The organism is Brevibacillus choshinensis (assembly GCF_001420695.1).
GTDB classification, from domain to species: Bacteria; Bacillota; Bacilli; order Brevibacillales; family Brevibacillaceae; genus Brevibacillus; species Brevibacillus choshinensis.
In genome coordinates, this window is the sequence record NZ_LJJB01000010.1 from 429,008 (window position 1) to 455,000 (window position 25,993).

The 25,993-nt window shown below is 51.1% G+C and carries 25 protein-coding genes (1 of these 25 only partly in view); 6 read left to right on the forward strand and 19 right to left on the reverse strand.

Features of this window, described 5'->3' with window-relative positions; all coding sequences use genetic code 11:
• Positions 1-131: 131 nt before the first annotated feature.
• From AN963_RS12320 to AN963_RS12345, 6 genes are all read right to left on the reverse strand, one after another.
• The gene (locus tag AN963_RS12320) at positions 132-485 is read right to left on the reverse strand and encodes a YisL family protein (protein ID WP_055744890.1); all 354 of its coding nucleotides are present in this window, start codon (positions 483-485) and stop codon (positions 132-134) included.
• 498 nt (positions 486-983) lie between these two features.
• Positions 984-1,988, reverse strand: coding sequence for a proline racemase family protein (locus AN963_RS12325; RefSeq protein WP_055744891.1), 1,005 nt, complete (start codon positions 1,986-1,988; stop codon positions 984-986).
• Between the two features lie 32 nt (positions 1,989-2,020).
• On the reverse strand, positions 2,021-3,460 hold the full coding sequence (locus AN963_RS12330) for an aldehyde dehydrogenase family protein (protein ID WP_055744892.1): 1,440 nt from the start codon (positions 3,458-3,460) through the stop codon (positions 2,021-2,023).
• A 12-nt stretch (positions 3,461-3,472) separates the two neighbouring features.
• Positions 3,473-4,357 (reverse strand): dihydrodipicolinate synthase family protein, encoded by an 885-nt coding sequence (locus AN963_RS12335; RefSeq protein WP_055744893.1) that lies wholly within the window; start codon positions 4,355-4,357, stop codon positions 3,473-3,475.
• A gap of 43 nt (positions 4,358-4,400) precedes the next feature.
• Entirely contained in the window at positions 4,401-5,426 is a 1,026-nt protein-coding gene (locus AN963_RS12340) for a 4-hydroxyproline epimerase (protein ID WP_055744894.1), read from the reverse strand.
• Positions 5,423-6,622, reverse strand: coding sequence for an NAD(P)/FAD-dependent oxidoreductase (locus tag AN963_RS12345; RefSeq protein ID WP_055744895.1), 1,200 nt, complete (start codon positions 6,620-6,622; stop codon positions 5,423-5,425). Before AN963_RS12345 ends, AN963_RS12340 begins: the two co-directional genes overlap by 4 nt.
• Positions 6,623-6,799: 177 nt before the next feature.
• On the opposite strand from AN963_RS12345, the gene AN963_RS12350 reads away from it, so the two are divergent.
• Complete coding sequence (locus AN963_RS12350; protein ID WP_407922545.1) at positions 6,800-8,509, forward strand: sigma-54 interaction domain-containing protein; 1,710 nt, start codon at positions 6,800-6,802, stop codon at positions 8,507-8,509.
• Positions 8,510-9,026: 517 nt separating this feature from the next.
• Here AN963_RS12350 and AN963_RS12360 read toward each other — a convergent pair.
• From AN963_RS12360 to AN963_RS12390, 7 genes are all read right to left on the reverse strand, one after another.
• On the reverse strand, positions 9,027-9,743 hold the full coding sequence (locus AN963_RS12360; RefSeq protein ID WP_055744898.1) for an ABC transporter ATP-binding protein: 717 nt from the start codon (positions 9,741-9,743) through the stop codon (positions 9,027-9,029).
• Positions 9,740-10,513: an ABC transporter ATP-binding protein gene (locus tag AN963_RS12365; protein WP_055744899.1), complete on the reverse strand. Its 774-nt coding sequence runs from the start codon at positions 10,511-10,513 to the stop codon at positions 9,740-9,742. Before AN963_RS12365 ends, AN963_RS12360 begins: the two co-directional genes overlap by 4 nt.
• Positions 10,479-11,480 carry a branched-chain amino acid ABC transporter permease gene (locus tag AN963_RS12370; protein WP_055744900.1) on the reverse strand — a complete coding sequence of 334 codons (1,002 nt, stop codon included), beginning with the start codon at positions 11,478-11,480 and terminating at the stop codon, positions 10,479-10,481. The genes AN963_RS12365 and AN963_RS12370 overlap by 35 nt, the downstream gene beginning before the upstream one ends.
• 3 nt (positions 11,481-11,483) lie before the next feature.
• Positions 11,484-12,380 (reverse strand): branched-chain amino acid ABC transporter permease, encoded by an 897-nt coding sequence (locus AN963_RS12375; RefSeq protein ID WP_055744901.1) that lies wholly within the window; start codon positions 12,378-12,380, stop codon positions 11,484-11,486.
• Positions 12,381-12,402: 22 nt separating this feature from the next.
• Positions 12,403-13,545 carry a branched-chain amino acid ABC transporter substrate-binding protein gene (locus AN963_RS12380; RefSeq protein ID WP_055744902.1) on the reverse strand — a complete coding sequence of 381 codons (1,143 nt, stop codon included), beginning with the start codon at positions 13,543-13,545 and terminating at the stop codon, positions 12,403-12,405.
• Between the two features lie 21 nt (positions 13,546-13,566).
• A complete protein-coding gene (locus AN963_RS12385; RefSeq protein WP_055744903.1) occupies positions 13,567-15,225 on the reverse strand; it encodes a peptide ABC transporter substrate-binding protein in 1,659 nt (552 codons plus the stop codon).
• A 225-nt stretch (positions 15,226-15,450) separates the two neighbouring features.
• Positions 15,451-16,518, reverse strand: a complete 1,068-nt coding sequence (locus AN963_RS12390; RefSeq protein WP_055744904.1) for a M24 family metallopeptidase — start codon at positions 16,516-16,518, stop codon at positions 15,451-15,453.
• Between the two features lie 181 nt (positions 16,519-16,699).
• On the opposite strand from AN963_RS12390, the gene AN963_RS12395 reads away from it, so the two are divergent.
• The 5 genes from AN963_RS12395 to AN963_RS12415 all read left to right on the forward strand — a co-directional run bounded on the left by AN963_RS12395 (position 16,700) and on the right by AN963_RS12415 (position 19,711).
• Positions 16,700-16,966 (forward strand): (2Fe-2S)-binding protein, encoded by a 267-nt coding sequence (locus AN963_RS12395; RefSeq protein ID WP_055744905.1) that lies wholly within the window; start codon positions 16,700-16,702, stop codon positions 16,964-16,966.
• Between the two features lie 3 nt (positions 16,967-16,969).
• Positions 16,970-17,305, forward strand: coding sequence for a (2Fe-2S)-binding protein (locus AN963_RS12400; protein ID WP_055744906.1), 336 nt, complete (start codon positions 16,970-16,972; stop codon positions 17,303-17,305).
• Entirely contained in the window at positions 17,302-18,513 is a 1,212-nt protein-coding gene (locus AN963_RS12405; RefSeq protein ID WP_055744907.1) for an NAD(P)/FAD-dependent oxidoreductase, read from the forward strand. Before AN963_RS12400 ends, AN963_RS12405 begins: the two co-directional genes overlap by 4 nt.
• Positions 18,514-18,678: 165 nt before the next feature.
• Complete coding sequence (locus AN963_RS12410) at positions 18,679-19,086, forward strand: VOC family protein (RefSeq protein WP_055744908.1); 408 nt, start codon at positions 18,679-18,681, stop codon at positions 19,084-19,086.
• 34 nt (positions 19,087-19,120) lie between these two features.
• The gene (locus AN963_RS12415; RefSeq protein ID WP_055744909.1) at positions 19,121-19,711 is read left to right on the forward strand and encodes a TetR/AcrR family transcriptional regulator; all 591 of its coding nucleotides are present in this window, start codon (positions 19,121-19,123) and stop codon (positions 19,709-19,711) included.
• A gap of 3 nt (positions 19,712-19,714) precedes the next feature.
• Here the strand turns inward: AN963_RS12415 and AN963_RS12420 are convergent, their stop codons facing one another.
• The 6 genes from AN963_RS12420 to AN963_RS12445 all read right to left on the reverse strand — a co-directional run.
• Complete coding sequence (locus AN963_RS12420; RefSeq protein WP_055744910.1) at positions 19,715-20,542, reverse strand: carbohydrate ABC transporter permease; 828 nt, start codon at positions 20,540-20,542, stop codon at positions 19,715-19,717.
• A gap of 14 nt (positions 20,543-20,556) precedes the next feature.
• Entirely contained in the window at positions 20,557-21,858 is a 1,302-nt protein-coding gene (locus AN963_RS12425) for a carbohydrate ABC transporter permease (RefSeq protein WP_055744911.1), read from the reverse strand.
• Between the two features lie 98 nt (positions 21,859-21,956).
• Positions 21,957-23,303: an ABC transporter substrate-binding protein gene (locus AN963_RS12430; RefSeq protein WP_055744912.1), complete on the reverse strand. Its 1,347-nt coding sequence runs from the start codon at positions 23,301-23,303 to the stop codon at positions 21,957-21,959.
• A 66-nt stretch (positions 23,304-23,369) separates the two neighbouring features.
• Entirely contained in the window at positions 23,370-24,428 is a 1,059-nt protein-coding gene (locus AN963_RS12435; RefSeq protein WP_055744913.1) for a Gfo/Idh/MocA family protein, read from the reverse strand.
• Positions 24,429-24,438: 10 nt separating this feature from the next.
• A complete protein-coding gene (locus AN963_RS12440) occupies positions 24,439-25,407 on the reverse strand; it encodes a sugar phosphate isomerase/epimerase family protein (RefSeq protein ID WP_055744914.1) in 969 nt (322 codons plus the stop codon).
• Positions 25,408-25,463: 56 nt separating this feature from the next.
• Positions 25,464-25,993, reverse strand: the 3' portion of a protein-coding gene (locus AN963_RS12445; RefSeq protein WP_330218846.1) for a LacI family DNA-binding transcriptional regulator. Its footprint extends 478 nt past the window's final position; the window shows 530 of its 1,008 coding nt (coding positions 479-1,008); its start codon lies off the right edge, out of view; the stop codon is at positions 25,464-25,466.

Consider the following 25,993-nt stretch of genomic DNA (forward strand, 5'->3'; position numbering starts at 1 on the left):
AAAAAGGAGTAATCCGCCACACATTATATATAAAGTGGATATTTTCTTCAATATTGATGAAAAGAATAGAAAAAAGCTTTCACTCGCAAGGAAAATCCTCTGCGAATGAAAGCTTTCGTAGGAAACGACGATTATGCAAATACGCGATAGCCGAGCATGATGACGACTACCATGACAACCAGTGCCCCGATGAAGAAACCAATACTGCCCTCTTGCTTGCGAGCTCGTCCCAGTGACATCTCCATGAGTCCGAACGTGATAATCGCGAGCACGCCTTTTACATAGTAGTAGACATCGCTCGTGTGGAATTGGAACAGCAGCCAAGCACCGGAAACCAGGATAATGACGATCATTAATCTGAGCAACATATGCAGAACTTTTGCTACTTTTGTCTTTCCTACACGATACAGGATGTAACCGATGATCAAGAGGACAAATGCAACCTCCCAACCACCTACATGCGCTTCTTTTAACGCATTATACATGTGAAAATCAACTCCTTGATCCTAATTTATTCCCTGTCCTCGACATTATAACAGAAGTGTCGGTAAAATGCAGACGCTCGAACACGTGGCATTATTGTGACAGAAGTGTCGTGATCGTCTATGCCATGCGGGCAACTACGTGATAAAAAGCATGAGCGAGATATCGCATCGCAGTTCTGTCTCGGCCTGCTCGTACATTTGTGTTTGGGCGGAAAAAGGGGAAAACGCTCCAGGTTAGTAGGGACACCGCTCAGGGGTCATCCCTGTTCAGCTCCATTCCAAAAGCGAAACGGCGTCCAAAAGTAGCCTCCTCGAGGATGTATCTCAGAGGTGGACGCTCAGAAGTGTTCCGCTTTTTCCACTTCGCCTAGGCTGTGTCCCAAATACCTTCGCTTTTTTCCCCTTTTTCCTGGACAGCTGTTTTTGCTCGTCTGGATTTTTCTTCCAACAAAAAATGGCTGCACACGACGCGCAGCCATTTTCATCTCTAGATTAAGCTTATCTCAGCAGAAACCCATCCTTCAACGGATCAGTAGGATCTACAACAAACTGGTGCAGCCCCGTGATGAATGCCTTTCCTTCAATTGTAGAAATGACCGCCGCGTACTCGCCTACCTGCGTCGTCCCTACTACTTTCCCGATAAACTGGCTGTCTACGATTCCCTCATGAACAAATGGCTCACCGACTGCCAGTTGCCCTCTTGCGAATAAGGTCGCCACTCGCGCTGCCGTCCCTGTTCCGCATGGAGAGCGGTCTACCTGTTTGTCAGCAAAAATCGTGACGTTGCGCAGATGAGAATCCGACTTTTTCGGTTCATCGGAAATGATGACACCATAAATGCCAGTCAATTCGGATTCATGCGGATGAACCACCTGCATCTTGGATTCGATCTGTTCTTTGATGCGTGCGCCCCACTCCTGAAGCAACGGCAACTGCTCGATTTCGACCTGTACGTCCAGATCCTTCGCTTGCACGACTGCGTAGAACGCGCCGCCAAATGCGATATCGACATGGAAGGTACGCCCTTCCCATTCAATAGAGATGTCCTGCGCATAAACAAAGGAAGCAACATTTTCAAACGAAACGGATTTCACTTGCTCGCCTTCTACGTTGGCACGTGCCAAAATGCGTCCGGCTGGGCTGTCGATGACGATGTCCTGATTGACGGTATCCGCCTTTAACAATCCCGTTTCGTAAGCAGCGGTCACTACCGCGATGATCCCGTGTCCGCACATGGTGCTGTACCCTTCGTTATGCATGAACAGTACTCCAAATGCAGCATCTGGGCTTACAGGATCGGTCATTACGCAGCCGTACATACCGTGATGGCCCCTCGGCTCGTACATAAGCACGCGGCGGATGTCATCCAGTTCTTCGCGAAAGTACCGTCTTTTCTCTAGAATTGTCTCGCCTTTGATCGGAGGAATGCCGCCCGTGATGATGCGCAGCGGCTCTCCTCCGGTGTGGGCGTCGATCGTGGTAAACAACTGATTGATCTTCATGGTATCCTCCCCATCGACCTACTAGGCAAACACTACCAAGCGTATTTGATCGCGCACGTCTTGACCTCGCTGTAAAAGTCCAAAGCCGCCTGTCCCTGCTCTCGGGTGTGGGAGCTGGACAACTTCATACCGCCAAACGGCGCCTGGTACTCGACGCCTGCCGTCTCCTGATTGACCCTGACCATTCCCGCCTGCGACACGTCCAGAAAGCGGTGGGCGCTCGCCAGATCACGGGTGAACAACGACGCACTCAATCCGTACACCGTCTGATTGCACAGTTCAACTGCCTCTGCAAAGTCTTCTGCTGCGAGCATGACAGCTAATGGACCGAAGACCTCCTCCTGCACCAGAGCATGTGAGGCTCCGACTCCCTCGACAATCATCGGGCGGATAAAGTAGCCTTGTTCTGCAATCGCCAGAGCAGGACTTTGCGCTACCAAGGCAGCCTGCTCACTTGCCATCCCCACGTACTTGCTCACCTTTTCGTATTGCTCCACCGAGGCGACAGGACCCAGATATGCTGAAGGATCGAGAGCATCACCTACCATGCACGCGGACATCGCGCTTTGCAGGCGCTCTGCAAGTTGTTGATAGATGCCTTTCTCTACAATGATCCGACTGGTGGCTGTACATTTTTGCCCAGCTGACTTAAACGCACCGCTCAAGAGGATCGGCACTGTTTTATCTAGGTCAGCATCAGCCAGAACGATCGCTGCATTTTTACCGCCCATTTCCGTCTGATATTTGATATTGCGACCAGCGCAAGCGATGGCGATCTGTCTGCCGGTAGCGGATGAGCCAGTAAAGCTGACCGCATCAACAGCGGCTTCCTCTGTAAGCGCCGTACCGACTTCTCGGCCACGTCCAATCACCAGATTCAACACGCCAGCGGGAAGCTTCGTTTCGGCGAACAACTCCACCAGCCTTGTAGCCGTCAAGGAGCCATTTTCTGCTGGCTTCCAGATCACCGCATTGCCGCAAATCAGCGCCGGAGCGATTTTCCAGATCGGAATCGCCACTGGAAAATTCCAAGGTGTAATAACAGCTACGACACCAAGTGGCACACGGCGAGTGTACTGCAAGACGTTGGTATCAGCGGAGGGAATGACATTGCCATTTGAGCGCATGCCTTCTCCTGCGTAATAACGTAGCAGGCTGACACCTCGTGCCACCTCTCCCCGCATTTCGCCGATCTGCTTGCCCATCTCCTGACTCGCCAATCGTGCAAGCTCATCTGCATGCGCTTCGAGAACGGCAGCCATTTGATATAACATCTCTCCGCGAGCGGCGCCTGTCATGTTTGCCCACTTTTTCTGTGCCTCACGAGCCGCTTGTTCTGCAGCAAAGACGTGGGAACGATCAGAAAAATGCACCACCCCGACTTGTTCTGTCGTACGCGACGGATTCACCACTGTCACTTCACTGCCAGCAGGTGTGATCCACTCGCCGCCAATCCAGTTTTTGCTCTGCATCGATGCCCCTCCTTATTTCCCAGCTGCTGTGCCGACTGCGTAGTCAAACGCTTTTTTGATGCCAGCATAGTAGTCTTCTGGCAATGGGAGACGTGGTGGGCGAGTAGGTCCGACCGGGAAGTCTGCCAGCTCCATCATGTACTTAATCGACTGAACCAATTGTGGGCTCGCGTCGAAGTGGAACAGTGGCAGAAGACGACGGTAGAGAGCTTGCGCTTCTTCCAGCTTGCCAGCGCGTGCCAGACGGAAGATTTCGACTCCTTCTTTCGGCAAGGCATTCGGTACACCTGCGATCCAGCCAGTCGCGCCGATCAGTGCACCTTCCATGACCAAGTCATCCACACCGATCATGACTTCTAGGTCCGTCTGTGCGAGGATATCCTGCATGCGGCGCACGTCTCCGGAGAACTCCTTGACTGCGACCACGTTTTCCAGCTTGGACAGCTCGGCCAAGATGTCTGGCGTCAGGTCGATCTTGTAATCGTGCGGGTTGTTGTAGGCAATGATCGGCAAGCCTACTGTATTGAGCGCTTCATAGTGGGCAAACACCTCAGGCAAGAGCGGCTTGTAGTTGATCGGCGGCAAAGCCATTACACCTGCAGCGCCTGCGTCCTTGGAGAACTGCACCCACTCTACGGCTTGACGCGTGGATGGAGCTGCCGAGCCGACGACGACTGGTACACGCCCTTTTGCTGCAGCAATGACTGTGTTGATTACTTTTGCCCGCTCTTCAGCTGTCATCGTGGCGTATTCTCCGAGAGAGCCTGACGGTACGAGTCCATCTACCCCTTCTTGAATTAGCCAGTCGCACAGCTCGGTGAGACGTTTGTAATCTACCTCATAATCGCTCGTAAAAGGTGTGACGATCGCCACGTAAACTCCTGCAAATCTTGTCATTGTTCATTCTCCTCTCCAGATTGACTGGTTCGTTTTTTAAAAATTAATGATCGGTAGACGGCGGGATAAGTAGAAATCCTGTCGCCAGCTCGTCTTCCGGGTTGTAAAAAATCGTATGCTTGCCCATCAACCAGGCGGATCCTGCGATCTGTGTCACCACTGCAGGCAGACCACCCTCTTCTGTCACCTCGAGCACTTTGCCCGTAAACAGAGAACCGACGATGCTTTCATGCACAAACGGATCGCCGAGACCAATTTCTCCTTTGGCAAACAAGGTTGCCAACTTTGCTGACGTCCCTGTTCCGCAGGGAGAGCGGTCAATCCCTCCTGGTGGTACAACTACCGTGTTTTTCACGTCAGCATCCGGATGACTGGGGGCCGTATAAAATTCCACATGGGTCAAACCACGAATGAACGGCTTATCCGGGTGAACGACCTCAAGCGAATGATTGATAGCTTTGCGAATGCGCACAGCGGTATCGACGATGGCAGACGCATGCGCAGGGACGAGCTCCAAGCCGAGCTTACGCGCATCCGTGATGGCGTAAAAATTGCCGCCGTACGCAATATCGCACGTGACCTGTCCCAAGCCCTCAACCTCTACCGTCACATCTGTTTGGTAGAGAAACGCGGGAATGTTGCGGAAGGACACTTCACGAGCCTTGCCAGCCTCGACCTGGATCTCTACTTCTACGAGTCCGGCAGGTGTATCCAGCTTGACCTTGGTAATCGGCTCGGTTACGGGAATCAACCCGTTCTCGACAAGCGTCGTACACAAGCCAATCGTATCGTGTCCGCACATCGGCAAGTACCCGCCAGTCTCGATGTAGATGACACCCACGTCTGCGTCAGGGTGGCAGGGCTCGACGATCAAGGCACCTGACATCACGTCATGTCCGCGCGGCTCATACATCAGCAGGGTGCGAATCCAGTCGTACTCTTCTTTCATGTGCAGCATTTTTTCTGCCATCGTTTGGCCTTCGAGCTTGGGCAGGCCGCTGATGACGGTTCTCGTCGGATTTCCGCCGGTATGTGTATCGACGGTAGAAAATACCCGGCTCGCTTTCATCGATGCAACACCCCTTTGTTAGAAAATCGGTCATGGCGCAAAGGATCGAGCGGGATGATCGTGTCGCTCTCCCCACGCAGCATTTCTGAAATGACTTTCCCTGTCACTGCTGCCAGACTAATGCCATCCCCTTCATGCCCAGCCGCAATGAAGTAGCCTGGGACTTCCTCTACGCGGGAAATGATCGGCAGGTGATCCTCTGTCCACGGTCTCAGCCCACAGTAGGTGCGGATGATCGCAAAATCAGCGATCTTCGGGTAAAAACGCAAGGCTCGCCTCGCCATGCAGCGCACGACATTCAGATCGACCTTGGTATCAAAGCCTACGAACTGACGACTCGAGCCGATCAGGAAATTTTGACTCTCCGTCGGTTCAAATACCAGAGCTACGCCGTACTTTTCCGTCTCCTCGTCTACCTGGCGCCTGCCGCCGAATTTGGAAATCAAGTACCCGAATTCCATCACCTTTCGCACCCCGACAGGCATCTGTCTGGAAGCGACGATCAAATGGCCTTTTCGCGGATGAATCGGAATATCCACCCCGACCATTTGTCCTACGACGGGTGCCCATACGCCAGCAGCGTTGACTACTTGCTTTGCCGTCATGCTTCCTGCACTCGTCTCCAGATGAAAGGTACCGGTCGCTTCATCACGTCGCAGCGACTTCACCTCTGTACGCTGCCTGATCCGTGCGCCGTGTTTTTTGGCCCCTTCAAACAAAGCAAACGTGAGCATGTACGGATTGACGGTAGAGTCAGTCGCGCATTCAAGACCGCCTAACAGATCGTCTGCAAAGTAAGGGGACTCTTGCTTGATATCCGATCGATCCAGCATTCGAAACGGTAGCCCCGCTTCCTTTTGGCGTCTCACCCATTCTTGGGCTGCTTCCATCTCCTCATCCGACTCGCAGACGAGAATACTCCCCGGTGCGCGGTACTCGAACGAGTGATCCAGCTCGCGGCTGAGCTGGTCGACGAGCATTTGGCTTTTCAGCGACATCTGGCTGTCAAAACCAGGATCTTTATCGATCGCTAGAATGTTACCGTCGCAGCGGGAGGATGTCCCCGAAGCCAGCTCCCCCCGTTCCAGAACCACTACATCGAGGCCAGACTTGGCAGCGTAATAGGCGATCGCTCCCCCGATGATGCCTCCTCCGATTACTGCGATTTCGGCATGGGATTGGGTACGTTCCGTCATGGCTGATTTCTCCCCCAAAAAGAATGTGTGTCTTTCCAGCTCTATTTAACTGCAAAGGTCATGCCAACCAAGTTTTGCTTATTTTGCATCTAATTTGTCTAAATTCTTTTACAACCGAAGAACCAAATGTATAATAATTAAGAAAGTGTTTATTATTTTATACACTCCGAAAAAGGGATGATTGGGTTGAAACACAAGCTACCCGCATTGACCGAGCTCATGCAGTCGAATCTGTTCATTTGCCAAGTGGAAGAGCTAGAGAACATAGATCCTGTACAGAACAAAACCGTTTTCGTAAAAGCAGAAAAAAACTGGCGTGTCGCCCATTCCTCCCATTTGACCAGCGAAAACCGAACAGACCTCTCCCGTTTGCCTTGGGCAACGACACTGGCTATTCCACATGACACGACGCTCGCCAAGACGATTGGTTACCTGACGTCATATGATCGCCTCCTCATCTTGGATGAGACAGGCCAGCCAGCTGGTTATGTGGAACGGAACACGGTTTTGCCATCCATCTTTGAATCCTATGAAGTACTCGAAGCTTACTTTGAGACGATGATCAAAACGATGGACGCTTCTATTTCCGTCATCGATGAGGAAGCGAAGATCATGGTCTGGACGGAGGGTGCGGAACGCATTTTTTCCTTAAAAAGCAAAGAAGTTCTCGGACATCCCATCACCGATTACTTCCCACTCGAAATGCTAGAGACACTCAAGTCTCTCCATAACGGGCAATCCCTCTATCGCCACCAGCATCAACCGCGTGAAGATCTCGTCGTGTTGATCAATACCAATCCGATCTACCTGCATGACAAAATCATCGGCGCCGTTGCGGCGGAGACAGATATTACGAGCCAGGTTCGGCTCAATCAGGAGTTGCTCAACGCTAACAAAAAGGTGAACCATCTACAGCAAGAAATGGCCAAGATGAGTCCATCCTCCGACCCCTTTCAGCAAATCAAAGGAAGTAGTCTAGCAATCCGGCAAATCAAAGCAATGATCCAAAAGCTCAGCGCCACACAAGCCACCGTCCTGATTCTAGGAGAAAGTGGTGTCGGCAAAGAGCTGTTCGCAAAAGCCGTGCACGATGTTCGCGAAGGAGCTAACGCCCCGTTTGTCGCCATCAACTGCGGCGCAATTTCCCCTACATTGTTCGAAAGTGAGCTGTTTGGCTACGAGAAAGGAGCTTTTTCCGGTGCTGATCAAAAAGGGAAAAAAGGGATGATTGAACTGGCACGAGGTGGCACTCTGTTCCTCGATGAGGTCGGAGAAATGCCGCTCGATATGCAAGTAAAGCTGCTCCGAGTCCTACAGGAGAAAAAGTACTACCCAGTGGGAGGAACCAAGCAGATTGAGGCAGACTTCCGGATTGTGGCAGCCACCAATAAAAACCTTGAGGAACTGGTAAGGGAAGGGAGATTTCGGGAGGATCTGTTCTACCGCCTGAATGTCGTCACCATGAAAATCCCGCCATTGCGTGAACGCATCGAGGACACGATCGAACTGGCGCATTTTTTCCTCTATGAGTTTTCTTTACGCTATAATCGTCCCATTCATGCCATCTCACAAAATGTGATGCAAAACCTGTTGCAGTACGATTGGCCAGGTAACATTCGCGAGCTGAGGAATGCGATTGAGCGTCTGGTTGTCTTTGCTACGGATGGAATGGTGAAGGAGGAAGATTTGCCGTATTCGCTGCAAAGTCAGCCCAAGCCCTCGTCCATCGAGTTGCCAGATGATCTGATCTCGTTGCAGGAAGAACTGGAAGCTCATGAGCGGCGTGTGATCCTGCGGGCAATCGAGCTGGAAAACGGAAATAAGCAGGCGGCAGCCAAGCGGCTAGGTATTTCTCGTGCTACTCTTTATAACAAGTTGAACAAATGAAGGATTTGCTGATCGAGTAGCTGTTGTGGAGGGCCGGAAAAAGGAGAAAACGCTCCAGGTTAGTAGGGACACTTACTCGGGGGTCTTTCCTGTACGGCTCCATTCCAAAAGTGGAACGGCGTCCAAAGTGGTCGGATCAAGGATGTCTCCCAGAGGTGGACGCTCTAGCGTGTTCCCCTTTTTCCACTCCGCCTGAGCCGTGTCCCTAATACCTTCGCTTTTTTCTCCTTTCTCCTGGACAGCTGTTTCGTTTATCGGGCTTTTACAGAGCATTTAAAATGATTCGCTGGTCTTTTTTCCTGTATTTCGCAAACGGCTAAGGTTCATTTTCTTAGCAAAAAAGCAGCCCCTAACCAGGCTGCTTTTCGCTTTACTTTCGGGAAAAAAACGAGCGCAGACGCCGGCAGACTGTGCGACAGTCACTCCCTCGTTTTGGTGGTAGCACCTCTGACAAAATACGGACCCATTCCATGGTTATTCCTCCTTTGTCTGATGGACGTGCAGCAACATACAATCGCTACGCTCCCAGATATGCTTTCACAATCGATTCGTCACCGCGCAGCACTTCGGCCGTATTCTCCATGACGATCCGTCCCGTTTCGAGGACGTAGCCGCGATGCGCCAAACGCAGCGCTGCTTTGGCATTTTGCTCGATCAAAAGGATGGTCGTGCCCTGCTGATTAATTTCCCTGATTATTTGCATGATCTCTTGCACAATGATTGGGGCGAGCCCCATGGACGGTTCATCCAGCATCAGCAGTTTGGGACGCGCCATGAGGCCCCGGCAGATTGCCAGCATTTGCTGCTCTCCGCCGCTCAGCGTGCCTCCCAGCTGTCCACTGCGTTCTTTCAATCGAGGGAACAAGGCAAAGGCCTGTTCAATCCCCTCCGAAATGACCGTCTTTTCTTTTCTCTGTGTAAACCCGCCCAGCTCCAGATTCTCGCGGACAGTCAATCCAGCAAAAATGCGCCGCCCTTCCGGTACATGGATGATACCGGCCTCTACAATTTTATGAGGGGCCCAGCCGACCAGACTCTTCCCTTCCAGCTGGATGTCACCGCTCCCAGGGCGAACGAGTCCAGAGATGGTTTTGAGAGTGGTGCTTTTCCCTGCTCCGTTGCTGCCGAGCAGAGCGACGATTTCTCCCTGTCGCACCTCGAGGCTGATGCCTTTTAGCGCTTCGATTTTTCCATAATACGAATGCACCTCATTAATCGTCAAAAGAGCACTCATACAGCCTCCTCCTCCTTTCCGAGGTAGGCCTCTACGACTCGCGGATGATTCAAGACATCCACAGGAGTGCCTTCTGCAATTTTTTGACCATAGTCGAGCACAATCACCCGTTCTGATATCTTTTTAATCAGTCCCATATCATGCTCGATGATGACAACAGTCAGTTGATAGGTTTCGCGGATGCGCCGGATCAGCGCGATGAGGTTTTCCTTTTCCTCGTAGTTCAGTCCTGCTGCCGGTTCATCTAACAAAAGAACGCGAGGCTGGGTGGCCAATGCTCTGGCGATTTCCAGATAGCGCTGCGCCCCGTACGGCAGATTTTTAGCGATGCGCTCGCTATATTCCTCGATGCCTACGAAGTTTAGACACGCCATAGCAGTTTCTTCGATTAGCCGTTCTTCTTGCTTCTGAGCACGCGTCTGCCAGAGTGCTCCCCATACCGTTTGTTTGGTTCGGCCGTGCATCCCCGCTTTGACATTGTCGAGCACCGACAGATTCGGGAACAGCCGTAGATTTTGAAAGGTCCTCGCCATCCCCATGCAGGTAATCTGACTCGGTTTTTTCCCGACGAGGTTCTCATCTTGTAGCAGAATTTGCCCGGAGGAGGGTCGATAGAATCCGGTGATCATGTTGAAAACAGAGGTCTTGCCTGCTCCATTCGGTCCGATAATACTCGTGATCGAGCCAGCAGGTATGTCAAAGCTCAAATCATTGACTGCTGTCAGACCGCCAAATTTAAGCGTTATATTTTTCAACGTCAAGGCTGACATCCGCATCGTCCCCCTTTCGTGCTTTTTTAGCGCCGCTTCTGGAGGCTTTGGTTGACTCGTAGCGGGCAGGCCACAAGCCTTGGGGACGGAACAGCATCATGACGACCAATGCTGCGCCAAAGATCAAATAGCGCCAGTCCTCGACGGAACGCAGCAATTCGGGCAATGCGATCACAAGAACGGCTCCCAGCACCACTCCAGGAATACTGCCCAAACCACCGAGAACGACCGCGAGCAAAATCATGATCGACTGCGTAAAGCTAAAGCTCAGCGGGGCAATCGCACTCATCTTGACGGCAAAAATGGACCCCGCCATACTGCCGATCACAGCACCAATCGAGTACGCCAGCAGCTTCATCCTGATGCGATTGATCCCCATCGCCTCTGCCGCGTCTTCGTCCTCGCGAATGTACATCCACGCCCTTCCCAGCCGTGACGTGCCCAAGCGCCTTACAGCGAGTACCGCCAGCACCGCCACGATGAGAATCAAATAATAAAAGTCCATCTGTCCCGACAGTACATAGCCACCGATGGAAGGACGAGGAATGCCGTATATTCCCGAAGCCGAACCTGTGATCTCGAGGTTGATCGCTAGAATGCGGATAATTTCCCCAAAACCGAGCGTGACAATCGCCAAATAATCACTTCGCAGACGCAGGGTCGGTGCCCCGACAATCACGCCTACGATCGCCGCACATAGCATCGCGACAGGCAAGGTCAGCCAGAATGACCAGTGAAAGACCGTCATCAAGATTCCCGTCGTATAAGCGCCTACCGCAAAGAAGGCAGCATAGCCCAGGTCTAAAAGACCTGCGAAGCCTACCACGACATTTAGCCCTTGAGCGAGGACGACGTAAAATAACGCCAGTGTAGCAACATCCAGCCAATAATTATTCGACAAAAAGGGAAGCAGGCAGAGGGCGACGAGCAACAGGACGATGCCGATTTTATTTTGCGATGGTCTCATCCGCTACATCCTCTCTGTCACTTTTTCACCCATGATGCCAGTCGGTTTCAGCACCAGGATGAGAATGAGCAAGGAAAAGGCGACAACATCCTTCCATGATCCGCCGAAAACAAATGTGCCTGCCGTCTCCATCATTCCGAGCAACAATCCTCCCAGCATCGCTCCCGGAATGCTGCCGATCCCTCCCAATACGGCTGCCGTAAACGCCTTGAGCCCGATGATAAAGCCCATCATGAAGTTGACCGTTCCGTAGTAGGCTCCTGCCATCGTTCCCGCTCCGGCAGCCAAGGAAGCACCGATGAAAAAGGTGAGGCCGATTACCTTGTGAACATTGATGCCCATCAAATGGCAAGCGGTTTGATCGTGGGCAATGGCCCGCATTGCTTTTCCGTACAAAGTCCGACTAATGAAAAGATGCAGACCGAGCATCAAAAGGGCAGAGATGAGGACCAGTCCCATTTGCGTGTAAGTAATCTGCGCACCGAGCACATTCCACCCATCGTGGGAGAGCTGCACGGGATATACCTGATACTGCGCGCCCCACGCAATCATCGACCCATTCTCCAGAAAGAGCGAGACACCGAGTGCCGTGATCAGGATGGAGAGCCGGGGAGCGAGAAGCAGCGGCCGATAAGCCACGCGCTCGATCCCCATTCCAATCGCTCCTACGATCACCATCGTGAGCAGCAGCACGACGATGATTCCCATCAGACCTGCCCCGGAGCCACTGATCATGCTGAGCAGGCTGTAGCCCACGAACGCCCCCAGCATGTACAAGTCTCCGTGCGCAAAGTTAAGCAATTTGATGATACCAAAAACCATGGTATAGCCTAAGGCAATCAGACTGTAGAAAGCCCCAATCACCAAACCATCCGCTAGCGTCTGAACCAGGATGTCCATTCGTTCAACTTCCCTTCTCCGCTTATTTTGCCAGCGTGAACTTGCCACCTGTCACTTTCAAGACCGCAAAGTTGGAGGTATCCAAGGTATTTTGGGCGTTAAAGGAAATGGTTTGTCCAAGCGCTTTGAAATCCTTAGTCTCTTTGATCGCCTTTTTGAGCGCATCGTGGTCAGTAGAATTAGCGAGTTTTAGAGCATCCGCGAGCAAATTGACCGCGTTGTAGCTCAGTGCAGAGAATGGACCGGGAGCCAGATTGTTATACGTTGCCTTGTACTCGGTCGTGAATGCTTCTGCGCCCTCGATAAATTCGGCTGTCGGAGTAGCGGTGATCAGCAGTCCTTCTGCATTGTCTGCTCCCGCAATCTTGATGATGTCTTCACTAAACGAACCATCGCCTACCAGGAATAGTCCAGAGACACCTTTTTGCTTGAACTGCTTGAGCATCAGCCCGCCAGCCGCATAATAGCCTGTAAAATACGTAGCATCCGGAGCGACGCCTTTCAGCTTGGTAACCAAGGCGCTGAAGTCTTTTTCCTCGGGGTTGATTGCTTCATACGCCACTACGGTACCGCCCGCTTTTTCCACAGACGCTTTGGCGAAATCAGCGAGGTCTTTTGCATAGGCAGAGTTGTCATGGATCAGCGCGACTTTCTTCGCTTGGTTGGCAGCCATATAATCCGCTGCCGTTTGTGCTTGGTCAGGAGTCAGCCCGTTAATCAAAAACAGGGTGTCATAGCCTTGGGCAGGTAATTTTGCAGAGTTGGCAGCAGGAACAATCATCGGAATATTGGCATTTTTAAAGACACCAGAGGAAGGCAGTGTCGCACCGGAGCAGTAACCCCCTACGACAGCTACTACATTTTGTGAGACCAGCTTGTTCGCTGCTGTCGTCGCCATTTGCGGATCACATCCGTCATCTGCCACTTCGATTTTCAATTTCTTCCCGAGCACGCCGCCTCCGTCATTTACCTTTTTAACGGCCATCTCGATTGCATTTTGCATATCTTTTCCGTCAGTGGCATTGTTACCTGTCACGGGCAACAGTACCCCTACCGCTATCTCATCTCCACTCGCCCCTGATGACTGCCCTTGATTTGCACACCCTGCTACGACCAGCGAAAGAGTCAACAGCGCAGCCGTTATCACGCTTCCCCATTTTTTCATACCCATTCCCCCAATTGAATATTATTCGATGGACGCCCATTTCCAGTCAATTGCGCCCAAACCATCCTGGAAGACTCCTTTGACCTTGTCGTTTTTCACCCATGTGTGCGTGTAAAAGTAAATCGGCATGATCGGCATCTCGTCCATCATGATCTTCTCAGCTTCACCGAGGATCGCCTTACGCTTTTCCGGATCCCCTTCTGTCGCTGATTGGTTCAGGAGCTCCTTGAATTTCGGATTCTCCCATCGGGTGTCATTGTTCCCGCCATTTTTATCTTTGAACAGCTCTAGGAAGTTGATCGGATCGTTGAAATCGCCAGACCAACCAAGACGTCCCACCTGATAGTTTCCTTCGTGCATGGTCTCGAGGTAGACTTTCCACTCCTGATTTTCCAGCTTCACTTCTGCCCCCAGATTTTTGCGCCACTGATCCTGGATCGCTTCAGCGATTTTCTTGTGGCCATCCGAGGTGTTATACACGAGCGTGATCGGTGGCAGCTTGGACATTCCCAGCTCTTTGAGACCTTCGTCCAACAGCTTTTTAGCTGTCTCCTGATCATTGTCCTTGAAGTAACCGCCCTGATTTAGCGCCATCGTTGGTGGTACCGCTGCCATAGCAGGCTGTTGATTCGCTTGCAGGACATTGTCGATCAAGATTTGACGATTAATCGAATAGGCAAATGCTTTACGAATTTTAACGTTATTGAAAGGAGGTTTCTCCGTATTAAACTTATACCAATAAGTCGCTCCTACCGGTTTTACCTGGAGCTTGCCACTGTCTTTCAAAGCTGGCATTGCATCTGTAGGGAGGGAGCTTAGTGGTGAACCTGCCCAGTCAATTTCTCCATTCTCGTACATAGACAGCTCTGTGTTTTCATCCTCTACCATGGAGAAATTGATTTTGTCCAGCTTGACACTGTCCTTGTCCCAGTACTGGTCGTTCTTGACGAGCACCAGCTTGCTCTTGTGATCCCACACTTCCATCTTAAACGGTCCATTGCCCAAGTGTGTTTTTGCATCTCCTGCCCAGTTTGGATTGGACTCGATCAGCTTTTTATTTACCGGGAAATATGTTTGGAAGGCGGTGAGCTCCAAAAAGAATGGAGTTGGATTCTCTAGCTCCACTTTGAGCGTCTTGTTGTCGACTGCTTTCACTCCGACGTCATCTAGCTTGCCTTCTCCCTTGTTTGCCTTCTCCGCATTCTTGATGTAATAGAGCTGGTAGGCGTAATTGGAGGCTGTCTTGGGGTCCAGTGCCCGTTTCCATGCGTACTCAAAATCGTGAGCAGTGACTGCTTCTCCATTACTCCACTTCGAATCACGCAGTGTGAAGGTGTACGTTTTCAAATCAGGAGAAACGTCGATTTTTTCGGCAACTGCCTCTACTGGCTTGCCTTCTGGACCGATTCTCGTCAGACCGTCAAAGAGCGCTTTGGTAATTGCTGCTGAAGTCGTATCCTCCGCCAAACCAGGATCTCCAGTTGGTGGCTCTGAGTGAAGATTCCAGCGCAATACTTGCTCTGCTTTTGGCTTTTCAGCAGTTGCTGGCTGTGTCTGCGTTTGATTTTGACTCTGTGAAGGATCAGCAGGCTTGGCTGCTGGTTGTCCTCCCCCACATCCTGCCAGTGCTGCTCCTAAAACGGCTACACTGCTGATGAGAGAAAAAATACTTCTTTTCAAGCGATCAACCCCTCATTTTCTCATTTGCTTATAACTTTCGCAATTTACTGAAAATGCAAGAGGTGTGCCAGTCTGGTAAAAGGAGGGGATTAGCCATTTACGGCGCCTTGTGTATCAGTTCTTTTACACATCTGTGTCTAGTGTTTAAGATTTTATACAGTACTTTGTACATGGATAAAAGAAAACCCTCGACCGCACCGTTCGCAGTCAAGGGTTCTCCCTCTGTTACAAAATGATCAAATCTCGTGGGGAATGGGTAAGCACATCGTTCCCGTTTTCCGTCACGACGAGATCGTCTTCGATTCGTACTCCACCGATGTCTGGAAGGTAGATCCCAGGCTCAACCGTCAGCACCATACCTGGCTGGATGATAGCGGAGCAACGCGTTGACATGAATGGCTCCTCGTGAATGTCCAAGCCAACACCATGCCCCATACCATGACCAAAGCGCTCTCCGTACCCTTTTTCGGTGATGTAGTCACGCGCGAAAGCATCCGCTACTTTTCCTGTAATACCAGGTCGAATTCCCGCCACAGCTCGATTGCGTGCCTCCAGTACAATGTCGTAGATCTCTTTTAATTGGGCGGAAGGCTCTCCTACAGCAACCGTACGGGTAATATCGGAGCGATACCCTTGATAGATGGCGCCAAAGTCCATCGTCACCATGTCACCCGATTCGATCTGCTTGTTGCTCGCCACCCCATGAGGCAAGGCAGAGCGATGACCAGAAGCAATGATGATGTCAAAAGCTGACCCTGCCGCACCTTGCTTGCGCATGAACATTTCCAATTCATTGGACACATCCAGCTCGGTAATCCCGGGACGCAGGTAGGTCGTGATGTGGGCGAACGCTGCATCTGCGATATCAGCGGCCGTTTGGATCTTGGACAGCTCCTCTGCTGTCTTGATCATCCGCAGGCTTTCGATAACACCCGTGGTAGGGACCATCTCCGTTTTTGCCGTCTCTACATACTTGCGGTGCAAGGCGTAGGTCAGATTGTCCTCTTCAAAGCCCAGCTTTGTGATTCCCATTTCTTCAGCTAGACGGGCTACTTCGCTATACACAGACTCCTTTACAGGCAGAAAAACGATCTCGAAATCAGTAGCTTGTTCTGCCGCCTGAGCCGTATAGCGAAAATCAGTCAACAGCTTCGCCTGATCATGGGAAATGAGAACAACGCCATACGTGCCCGTAAAATTAGTCAAATAACGTCGGTTTTGCCCACTGGTTATCAGCATGCCATCAATTCCAGCTGCAGCAAACTGACATCGCAGCTTATATACTTTCTCCATCTCTGTCATCCTCTCACGCCTGTTTTTCAAACAGACTTTCCATCTAGCAATCTTTATGCCAGTTGCCCCATTCTTCTACCATTTCTCTCTACAATTTTATTTTCCTCCCGCAAGCACTTTCTCCGTAGTGGCATGACACTTGCATTTCCCATTCGCACAAGATCGAAAGGAGGACTTCATCATGGACGCACATCAACTGATTGTCTGTCGTTGTGAAGAAGTATCCTTGGCTGAGCTATTGGAAACAGCCGAGGCTTATCAGTGCAGTGCTCGGGAATTGAAGCTGAGAACACGGGCAGGAATGGGCTGCTGTGGGGGTCGCACCTGCCGAATGTTGGTTGATCAGGTAATCGAACAAGTAACGGGCCATGCGCCTTCTCATACGATACCGCTCGGGTACCAGCCACCTGTACGTCCCATTTCGTTTCAAACACTCGGAGGTCGATAATAAATGAGCCAACGAATTGTTGATCACCCAGTACTCGGCTCTTTGGCTGCTCGCAACCAATTGAGGTTTACCTTTAACGGGACTCCATACAGCGCCTATGAAGGAGAAACGATAGCCGCCGCTCTCCTCGCCTCTGGTGTCCGTACCTTGCGGGTGCACGAGGAAAAAGGTACACCACGCGGCATTTACTGCAATATCGGTCATTGCTATGAATGCCGTGTAAACGTGGATGGGGTTCCTACCGTACGTGCCTGCATGACTTTGGTTCAGGACGGGATGCAAGTCACCGCCGGGACTGTTCTGCCTACGCCTTTGAAAAAAGGAGGGCACTCTCAATGATCGATGCTTTGATTATCGGGGCTGGACCAGCTGGCCTGTCTGCAGCGATTGCTTGTGCGAAGCAGGGATTATCCGTACGCGTCGTGGATGAATTTTACCGCGCAGGTGGACGTTTGCTCGGACAGCTGCATCAGGAACCCGATGGCACCTGGTGGAATGGGATTGACGAAGCAACACGCCTGGATCGGGAAGCAAGAGCAGTTGGCGTGGAAATTGAATGCGGAGTCTCGGTCTACAACGTGGTCCCGTCTCCTACTGGTTGGATTGTCTCTACCACAACAGGAGAAATCGAGACTCCACAGCTGCTGATTGCCACTGGTGCTTCTGAAACAGCAGTTCCCGTTCCCGGCTGGACACTGCCTGGCACGATGTCCATCGGTGCTGCGCAAGTCATGACCAATGTGCAGCGTGTGCGCGTAGGAGAACGTGGCGTGGTCATCGGGGTAAACATTCTCTCCGTCGCTATTGCCCGTGAGCTTCAGCTAGCTGGCATCAAGATCGACCGGATGATCCTCCCTCCTGTCTCCACCGTGACAGGAAATGCTGGCGTGCCAGAGGAAGTCATGCGTTCGCTGCTACGAGTGGCTCATCTCGCACCTTCCCCCATCATTCGCTGGGGCAGTCAACTGATGAAAAGCACGTGGATGCAGCGACTGGGAGTGAGCCTTTATCCCCCTCAAGGCTTTTCCATGTGGAATATCCCTATTCAGCTGCGGACAGCTGCGCTCGAAATTGTGGGGACCAGCCAAGTCGAAGGGGTCCGAATCGCACGAATCACTCCGGATGGCCAACCAGTCGCCGGAACGGAACAGATCATCCCAGCCGATTTTGTCTGTATCGCTGGCGGTCTGAGCCCATTGGCAGAACTAGCTGCCATCGCTGGATGCCCGTTTGCCTACGTCCCATCTTTGGGCGGTCACGTACCGATCCATAATGACCAGATGCAAACCTCCCTGCCAGGTCTTTTTGTTGCAGGGAATATCACAGGAGTCGAAAGCGCAAAGGTAGCAATGGCCCAAGGTACAGTGGCAGGACTCTCCATGTCCTATTCACGCGGTGCGTTGTCGGATCGTGAATTACTGGAGAATGCCATCCAGCAAGTGAGCTCCGTACGGCAACGGGCTACCATCCAGTTTCATCCGGATATTGTCGAGGGACGTGCACTAGTCGGGAATCTCGCGCTGGCTGGGTCTGTAAACCAATCGTAATCTCGCAAAAGGGTGGATCCAGCTCTTGCTGCTTCTACTCTTTTTTCTTTTTGGGTGCTCTTTCCTCTGATAAGACAAACCTTCTATATGTTAATCACCACATTTACATACATACTGTATGTATGTTAAATTAACAATACATCCCATATGAGGAGTGATTGAACGATGAAAATGTCCAGTTTCTATCCGGTGATTTTGACCAACCAGGTTGCTGACAGCCTCAGATTTTACGTTGATTACTTTGGCTTTACGCCCGTATTTGAATCTGACTGGTATGTAAGTTTAAAAAACCATTCCTTTGAGCTAGCCATCCTAGACTCGTCACACGAAACGATCCCAGCTGGGTACCGAAATGCCACACACGGCCTGATCCTCAATTTTGAGGTCGATCATGTGGATGAGGAATACGACAGACTCATCGTTCAATCAGGGCTCCCCTTGCATCTGGATATCCGTGACGAAGCTTTTGGGCAGAGACATTTTATCACATCCGATCCTAACGGCGTCTTAATCGATGTTATCACCGTTATTCCACCATCAGACGCATTCAGTAGCCAATACGTGGAGAATTAACTTATCCGAATGAAGCAGAAGAGGAGCTATCAACATGAAACAATCAAAAGAAGAACAAAAAAAGGCGACCATCCGCAAGCTAACGGAAGTAGCAAGAGTATATTTTTCCGATCAAGGGTATGCCGATGCCTCCATGGAGGATATGGTCAAGGAGGCTGGATTGACGCGGGGAGCACTCTACCATCACTTTGGTAGCAAGGAAGGCTTGTTCCATGCGGTGATGGAAATGGTCCAAACAGAAATCGCAGAGCGCGTAGAAACAGAAGCGGCAAAAAGCGAAGATATGTGGGAGCAGTTGCTCCTGGGGTGCCATGCTTTTGTATCCGCTGCCGTCGAAAGCCCAAACAGGCGAATCATGCTCATCGACGGGCCCTCCGTCTTGGGCTGGGAGACATGGCGCAAAATGGATCAACAAAATTCCATGCGATTATTGCACGATCAGCTGCAGCTCATGAAGGAACATGGCTATCTCAAGCCTGTGTCTATTACCAGTCTGACCCACCTGCTCTCTGGCGCAATGAACGAGGCCGTACTCTGGGTTTGCCAGATGCCAGACCAGCAGCAAGCTCTTGTTGAGGCGACCTCCTCACTCACCTTGATGCTGGAAGGATTCAAAGCGAAGTAAGGCTTATTCCTTGACCGCACCAGAAGTCAGGCCAGAAATAATTCGGCGTTGGAAAATGAGCACCATGATAACCAACGGCACTGTGACGATAATCGAAGCTGCCGATATTTCTCCCCAAGGAACGGTGAACATGCCCTGAAACATAACGATTCCCACTGGGACTGTCTTCATCGTTTCCTGTGTATTGAGCGTGAGGGCGAACAAAAACTCGTTCCAAGCAGCGATAAAGACGAGGATCGCCGTAGTAAATACACCAGGCATCGCCAGCGGAAAGAACACTCTCGTCATCGTCTGCCAGATGGTTGCGCCGTCTACCTTGGCAGCCTCCCCCAGATCAATGGGAATCTTGCGAAAGAAGATGGTCAAATTCCAGATCGCGAGCGGCAATGCAAAGGTCGTGTACGGAATGATCAGACCCAGATAGCTGTTCGTCAGACCCATGGACTGCATGAACATGAAAATGGGTGAGATCGTGGCAATCTGCGGAAACATGGAGACAGCCAGCACGATTCCCAAAATGATCGCCTTCCCCCGAAACGATAACCACGCGATGGCATACGCAGCAAACGAAGCGATTGTTATCGAATATAAGGTGGTTAGCGCTGCCACAACCGTTGAATTCCACAAGTATCTGGCAAAGGGACGCTCTGTGAATACTCGTACAAAATTATCGAAGCTGGGGTTCTGGATGATAAAATCAAATGCCCTTTCCCCGAACAGTTCACTGGGTGGCTTCAAAGCGGCGATGAGAATCCATAGAAACGGAAACATCACAATAAAGATAAAAAGGACTAAAAAGACGTAAAACAACGGTCCAGCCTTTTTCTGCATGTCATTCTCCCTCCTTACCTTCCGCCGCTTTCACCCAGCAGGTCTGCGCCCAAGATTTTGATATAGCCAATCGAGATCAACGCCACACACAGAAAGACAATAACAGCGAGTGCAGAGCCTTCACCAAAGCTCATCTGAGCGAACATCGTCTTGTACGCCAAAATGGAAATAGTCTCTGTGGAATTCGCTGGCCCCCCTCCGGTCAATGCGTATATCAGGTCGAATACACGGAACGCATCGAGCGTACGAAACAAAAGGGAAACCAACAAAGTCGATTTGAGCATGGGCAGGGTTATTCGGAAAAACTGCTGAGTCCGGCTCGCTCCATCCACCTGTGCCGCTTCATACAAGCTGTGGGGGATCGTCTGGAGACCAGCAAACAGCAGCAAGGCCATGAAGGGTGTCGTTTTCCAGACGTCCGCCAAAATGACGGAAAACATCGCTCCCGCTTTCGTCGTCAAGAGAACCCCCATATCGGAAACCAGCCCGGTCACTTCAAACAAGTGAGCGACCATCCCGTTTTGTCCATCGTATAAATATTTCCACATCATAGCAGAGATGACCGTAGGGATCGCCCAAGGAATCAGTACTGTCGCCCGCACGAGCCCCCTTCCAATAAACTGCTTATTTATCAACATAGCGATCCACAATCCGAGCACTAGCTCGATCGCTACCGAGACCACAGTAAAGAACAGCGTGTTGTATAGAGCCCCCCACATTCTACTGTCTGTAAGAAATTGCTTATAGTAGGCAAAGCCAACGTAGTTCGGCTCGATGACCGACGCCGTTATCCCTTGCACCACCCCGAGAGCCCCCTCTGGTTTACTCAGCTGTTTTTGCTTTCCCAGATCATTGAGGGTCGTTCCGATCGTATTTAGAGTCGACCGGATGGAATCAATCTGTTCATTGGAGAGTTCTACGTATTTCAGTTCATTTGGAACGGGCTTGAATTCGAGCAAAAGCTGGTCGATCTTTTGATATCTCGAGGCGATTTCGCCGGTCTGCCTGAGCATAGCGTTCATATGTTCCGCCTGCTGTCTGAGCGTCAGCAGCTGATCCTTTACGCTCCCTTGGGCACTGTCAGCCTCTTTTTTCAAATACCGGAGAAGGTTGGGGAGTGTGCTTACATACCTTTCCATATCTAGACCATAGGAGTTGTGGACCTCTGTTTTCGTTGGATCGTTGAGACGAATGTCATGCAGACTGATCCAAAAAGAACGCATGACAGGCCAAATGGCAATTACGAGAATGATGACAATGGCAGGTAAAATCAGCAAATAGCCCATCTGCTTTTCCGACATAGACGTTCGCTTCATCCATTCACCACCTTCAACCTTCTTCTCGTCAATGATTCAGTAACCAGAAGGGTTGTACTAGGATGGATTTGCCACCCATCCTAGTACCTGACTTCCCCTTACTTTTTCATCAACGCATTCATTTGGGTCTCCATGTTTTTCGCAGCTTGCTCAGCTGTTTGCTGACCCGCCAGTGCTTTGGATACTTCAATCTGGATGACTTCGGAAATTTTTGGATAGATCGGAGTGGTAGGTCGGGATACGGCAGCGCTCACACCATCGACAAAGTCTTTGTTAGCAAACAGCGGGCTTGCCTTTTGCACGTCAGCCTCATCGTAAGCAGGCAGGTAAGTAGGTGCCAAACCTCCGTGTACAGCAGAAATTTTTTGGCCTTCAGGACCTGTCATGAACTTCAGAAACTCCCATGCTTCTTTTGGATGCTTGGTGAACTTGTTGATTCCACCCATCCAGCCGCCGAGCGCTGCTGCAGAACCTGCATCACCTGCGGGCAGTGGAGCGATGGCTACTTTGTCTACGATTTTGGATTGTGTCTGATCCTGTGCCATGGCGAATTGATACGGCCAGTTACGAACAAAAGGGGATTGGCCTTCGAGGAATGTAGTATGAGACTCTGTCTCGGTGAAGGTGGTGATGTTTTTAGGAACGAAGTCAGATTTGACGATCTCAATCATTTTATTCAAACCCTTGATGGTTCCGGGATTGTTAACTGCTACGTTCCCTTGCTCATCGAGGATTTTTCCTCCATAGGCAGCGCTGAACTCCACGAAGTTGCACACTAGCCCCTCGTACTGCTTGGCTTGCATCAGGTAACCAAACTTCGTGCCTTCTTTGCCGTTCAGGGCTTTTGCCTGGCTGATCAGATCATCCCATGTTTTCGGCGCTTCTTTTACCATGTCTTTTCGATAAAAGAGAAGCCCTGCGTCGATGAATTTCGGCATGGTCCATTGCTGTCCACCGAAGTTCCCAGCGTCCATCGCCCCTTTGATGTACTTGCCAGTGTCGATACTGTCTTGCTCCATCAACCGATCCAGTGGCAGGAGATAGCCTGCTTGCGCAAATTCGGCTGGCCAGATTACATCGAGATCGAATACATCTATTTCAGAAGATTGGGCGCTAAACATGGTCACGTATTGATCATGGCTTTGTCCGGTGTCGGAGGGCATTTCTCGTACTTCAATCTCTATGTTTGGATTTGCCGCTGTAAAAGCCTCCACCAGCTTTTTCGTCGAATCCGTCGAATCCTTCCCACGTGCGTATACCAATTTGACTTTTTCTGCGGCGGGAGGGGTCGGTTCTGATTTCGGTGCTTCTGTGCTAGCTGGAGCTGCAGGCTGTTGCGGTGCCGGTGTAGGTGTCGATTGCTGTGGGGCGCTGGAACACGCCGCCAAGGAGAGTAGCATGGACAAGGTCAGTCCAACTGATGTAAGCCCTTTCAAAACTTTCATTCAATTTACCCCCTTTTTTGATTTGAGAATGTGGCCGTCTCTTGTGGAGACATCCCCCTCACAACGTTACAACCTGACCGCCTCACCCGCCTGCGCGGAGGCATAGATCGCCTCGATCAGACGATTGATGTACAGGGCTTGTTCCGGCGTGCAAAGTGGAGCTGTCGTTCCTTCTAGGGAGTCAATGAAATTGTGGAAGAGCTGTACTCTTTCTTTGTCACGTCTCGGTACAATTTCCGTGGTGGCAGGTGAGCCGTTCCAATCCTGATACAGCGTGAGCCGATCTTCCATCAGATTGAGCGATGTCCCACCTTCTTTTCCGTACAAGTTTAGGAAAACGTTTTCCTTTTCGATATGAGAAGCCCAACTTGCATCCAACGTGAGCGTCAAGCCGTTTTCAAAAGTAATCATCGCTACTGCCATGTCTTCCACATCAAAGTGCCCGTTTTCATCCCGTCGTCCCCACTCAGACAATCCCTTTTTGTGCGGACCAAATTGCGCGTACGTTTGTCCCAGAACAGACACGGGCTTCGGATGGTCCATCAGCCACAACGTCAGGTCGAGCATATGTACCCCGATGTCGATCAGCGGACCACCGCCTGCCAGTTCCTTTTGCGTAAACCAGCTCCCCCAGCCGGGTATGCCGTTCCTCCTGACCCACCCTGTCTTGGCATGGTAGATCTGCCCTAGCTTCCCTTCATCCAATAGTTTTTTTACGTATTGGGCATCACTGCGAAAACGATTATTTTGCGCCACCATGAGAATTTTGTCCGCCTGCTTTGCAGCCTCGATCATTTCTTCAGCCTGCTGTACATTCATAGCCATCGGCTTTTCACACAACGTATGCTTACCTGCTGCGAGTGCCTGCATAGCCGTCTCTGCATGTAAATAATTAGGTACACATATGACTACTGCATCGATCTCTGGAACCTCTAGCAGCTCTCGGAAGTCCGAATAGACTAGTGGAATCGTATGTCTAGCCGCGCGATTTGATGCTACTTCCCTCGCTACGTCTGCAATGGCGACCACCTCTGCTCGCGGTTCGTCCTTGATTGCCTCTAGATGTGCTTCGGAAATGCCACCCGCTCCGATGATCCCGATCTTCCACTTTTGTTTGGTAGCCATGCTCCCCCTCCTATACCCACCACAGATTATTTACGGGTTCTCGCAAAATGACCTGTTGCAGATTGTGTACGGCCCGTTGGAATCCTTCTTCAATGGACATGATGGCATCCTCGTGTTCAATGCTGACGACGTAGTCATAACCGTTCATGCGCAAGGCACTCATCATATTCGCCCACGTCTGCTGATCGTGTCCGTAGCCCACCGTGCGGAAATACCAGGCACGCTCATTGAGATTGGCGTAGGAATTCATATCGGTCAGTCCGTACATGTTGACCTTATCCTGATCGATGTACGTGTCCTTCGCATGGAAATGGTAGATGGCTTTTTCTTTGCCCAGGATCTTGATCGCAGCTACCGGATCGATTCCTTGCCACCACATATGGCTCGGGTCAAAGTTGGCGCCGATACCTTCTCCGACCTGTTCACGAAGCTTGAGCAATGTTCCTGGCGTGTGAACCAAAAAGCCTCCATGTAATTCCAACGCCACTTTCACGTGATGGGAAACCGCATAGGCTGCGGACTCCTTCCAGTAAGGAATCAGCTTGTTCTCCCATTGCCACGTCAGAACGTCCCGGTATTCATTGGGCCAAGGGGCCACCGGCCAGTTCGGGAAAAGAGCGCCTTCATGGTCTCCTGCCGTTCCTGAAAAGCAATTGACAATGGGTACTTCCAGCTTCTCTGCCAGCTGCACGGTTTTGAGAAAGGTCTCATGTGACTCGCGGGCAAATGCTTTGTCAGGCGTCAACGGGTTCCCATGGCAGCTGAGCGCGCTGATCACCAAGCCGCGATCGTCCACCGCCTTTTTATAAGCACGCCGTTTTTCTGGGTTTGCCAGCAGCTCATCCGGATTGCAATGGGCATTCCCGGGATAACCTCCTGTGCCAATTTCTACGGCCTCCAAGCCTGCAGCCTGCACATGATCCAGCATTTCCTCGAATGACTTTTCCCCGAATAACACCGTAAACACGCCAAGTTTCACACTTCTTCACCCCTTTTATAAGTGAGCGCTATCTATGTCAGGATTCTTGATGCCCTTTAGAGTACTGCCTTTACGGACTGCCGAATGACGAGATCATGCGGGACTGTGCTCATTCTTTCTATCGGCTCATTTCGCAGCTGTTTGAGGAGCTGCTCTCCTGCTGCTCGCCCATACATGTACGGGTCGTTGTGAACGGTACTGAGCATGGGTCTGGTTAGTGAAGCAATTTCCAAATTGTCAAATCCCATGACGGAAACATCATCAGGCACGCGAATTCCCTCGTCGTGCAAGTAGTTCAAAACCCCCACTGCCATCAAATCAGTCGCGACGAAAATAGCGGTCGGACGCTCCTTTTCCTCAAATATCCGCTTTACCGCCTCATAGCCGCTTTTGGGTGTGAAATCCCCTTCCGCCACAAACCCTTCCGGAATAGGCAGCCCATGAGCTCTCATCGCCTTGCGGTACCCTCCCATCCGATCCAATCCACATGGTGGATCCCACAAGGGGCCAGAGACGCATGCGATACGACGATGGCCCTGGGAAATCAGGTAAGCAGTCGCGTCGTAGGAGGCTTGCACGTTATTGA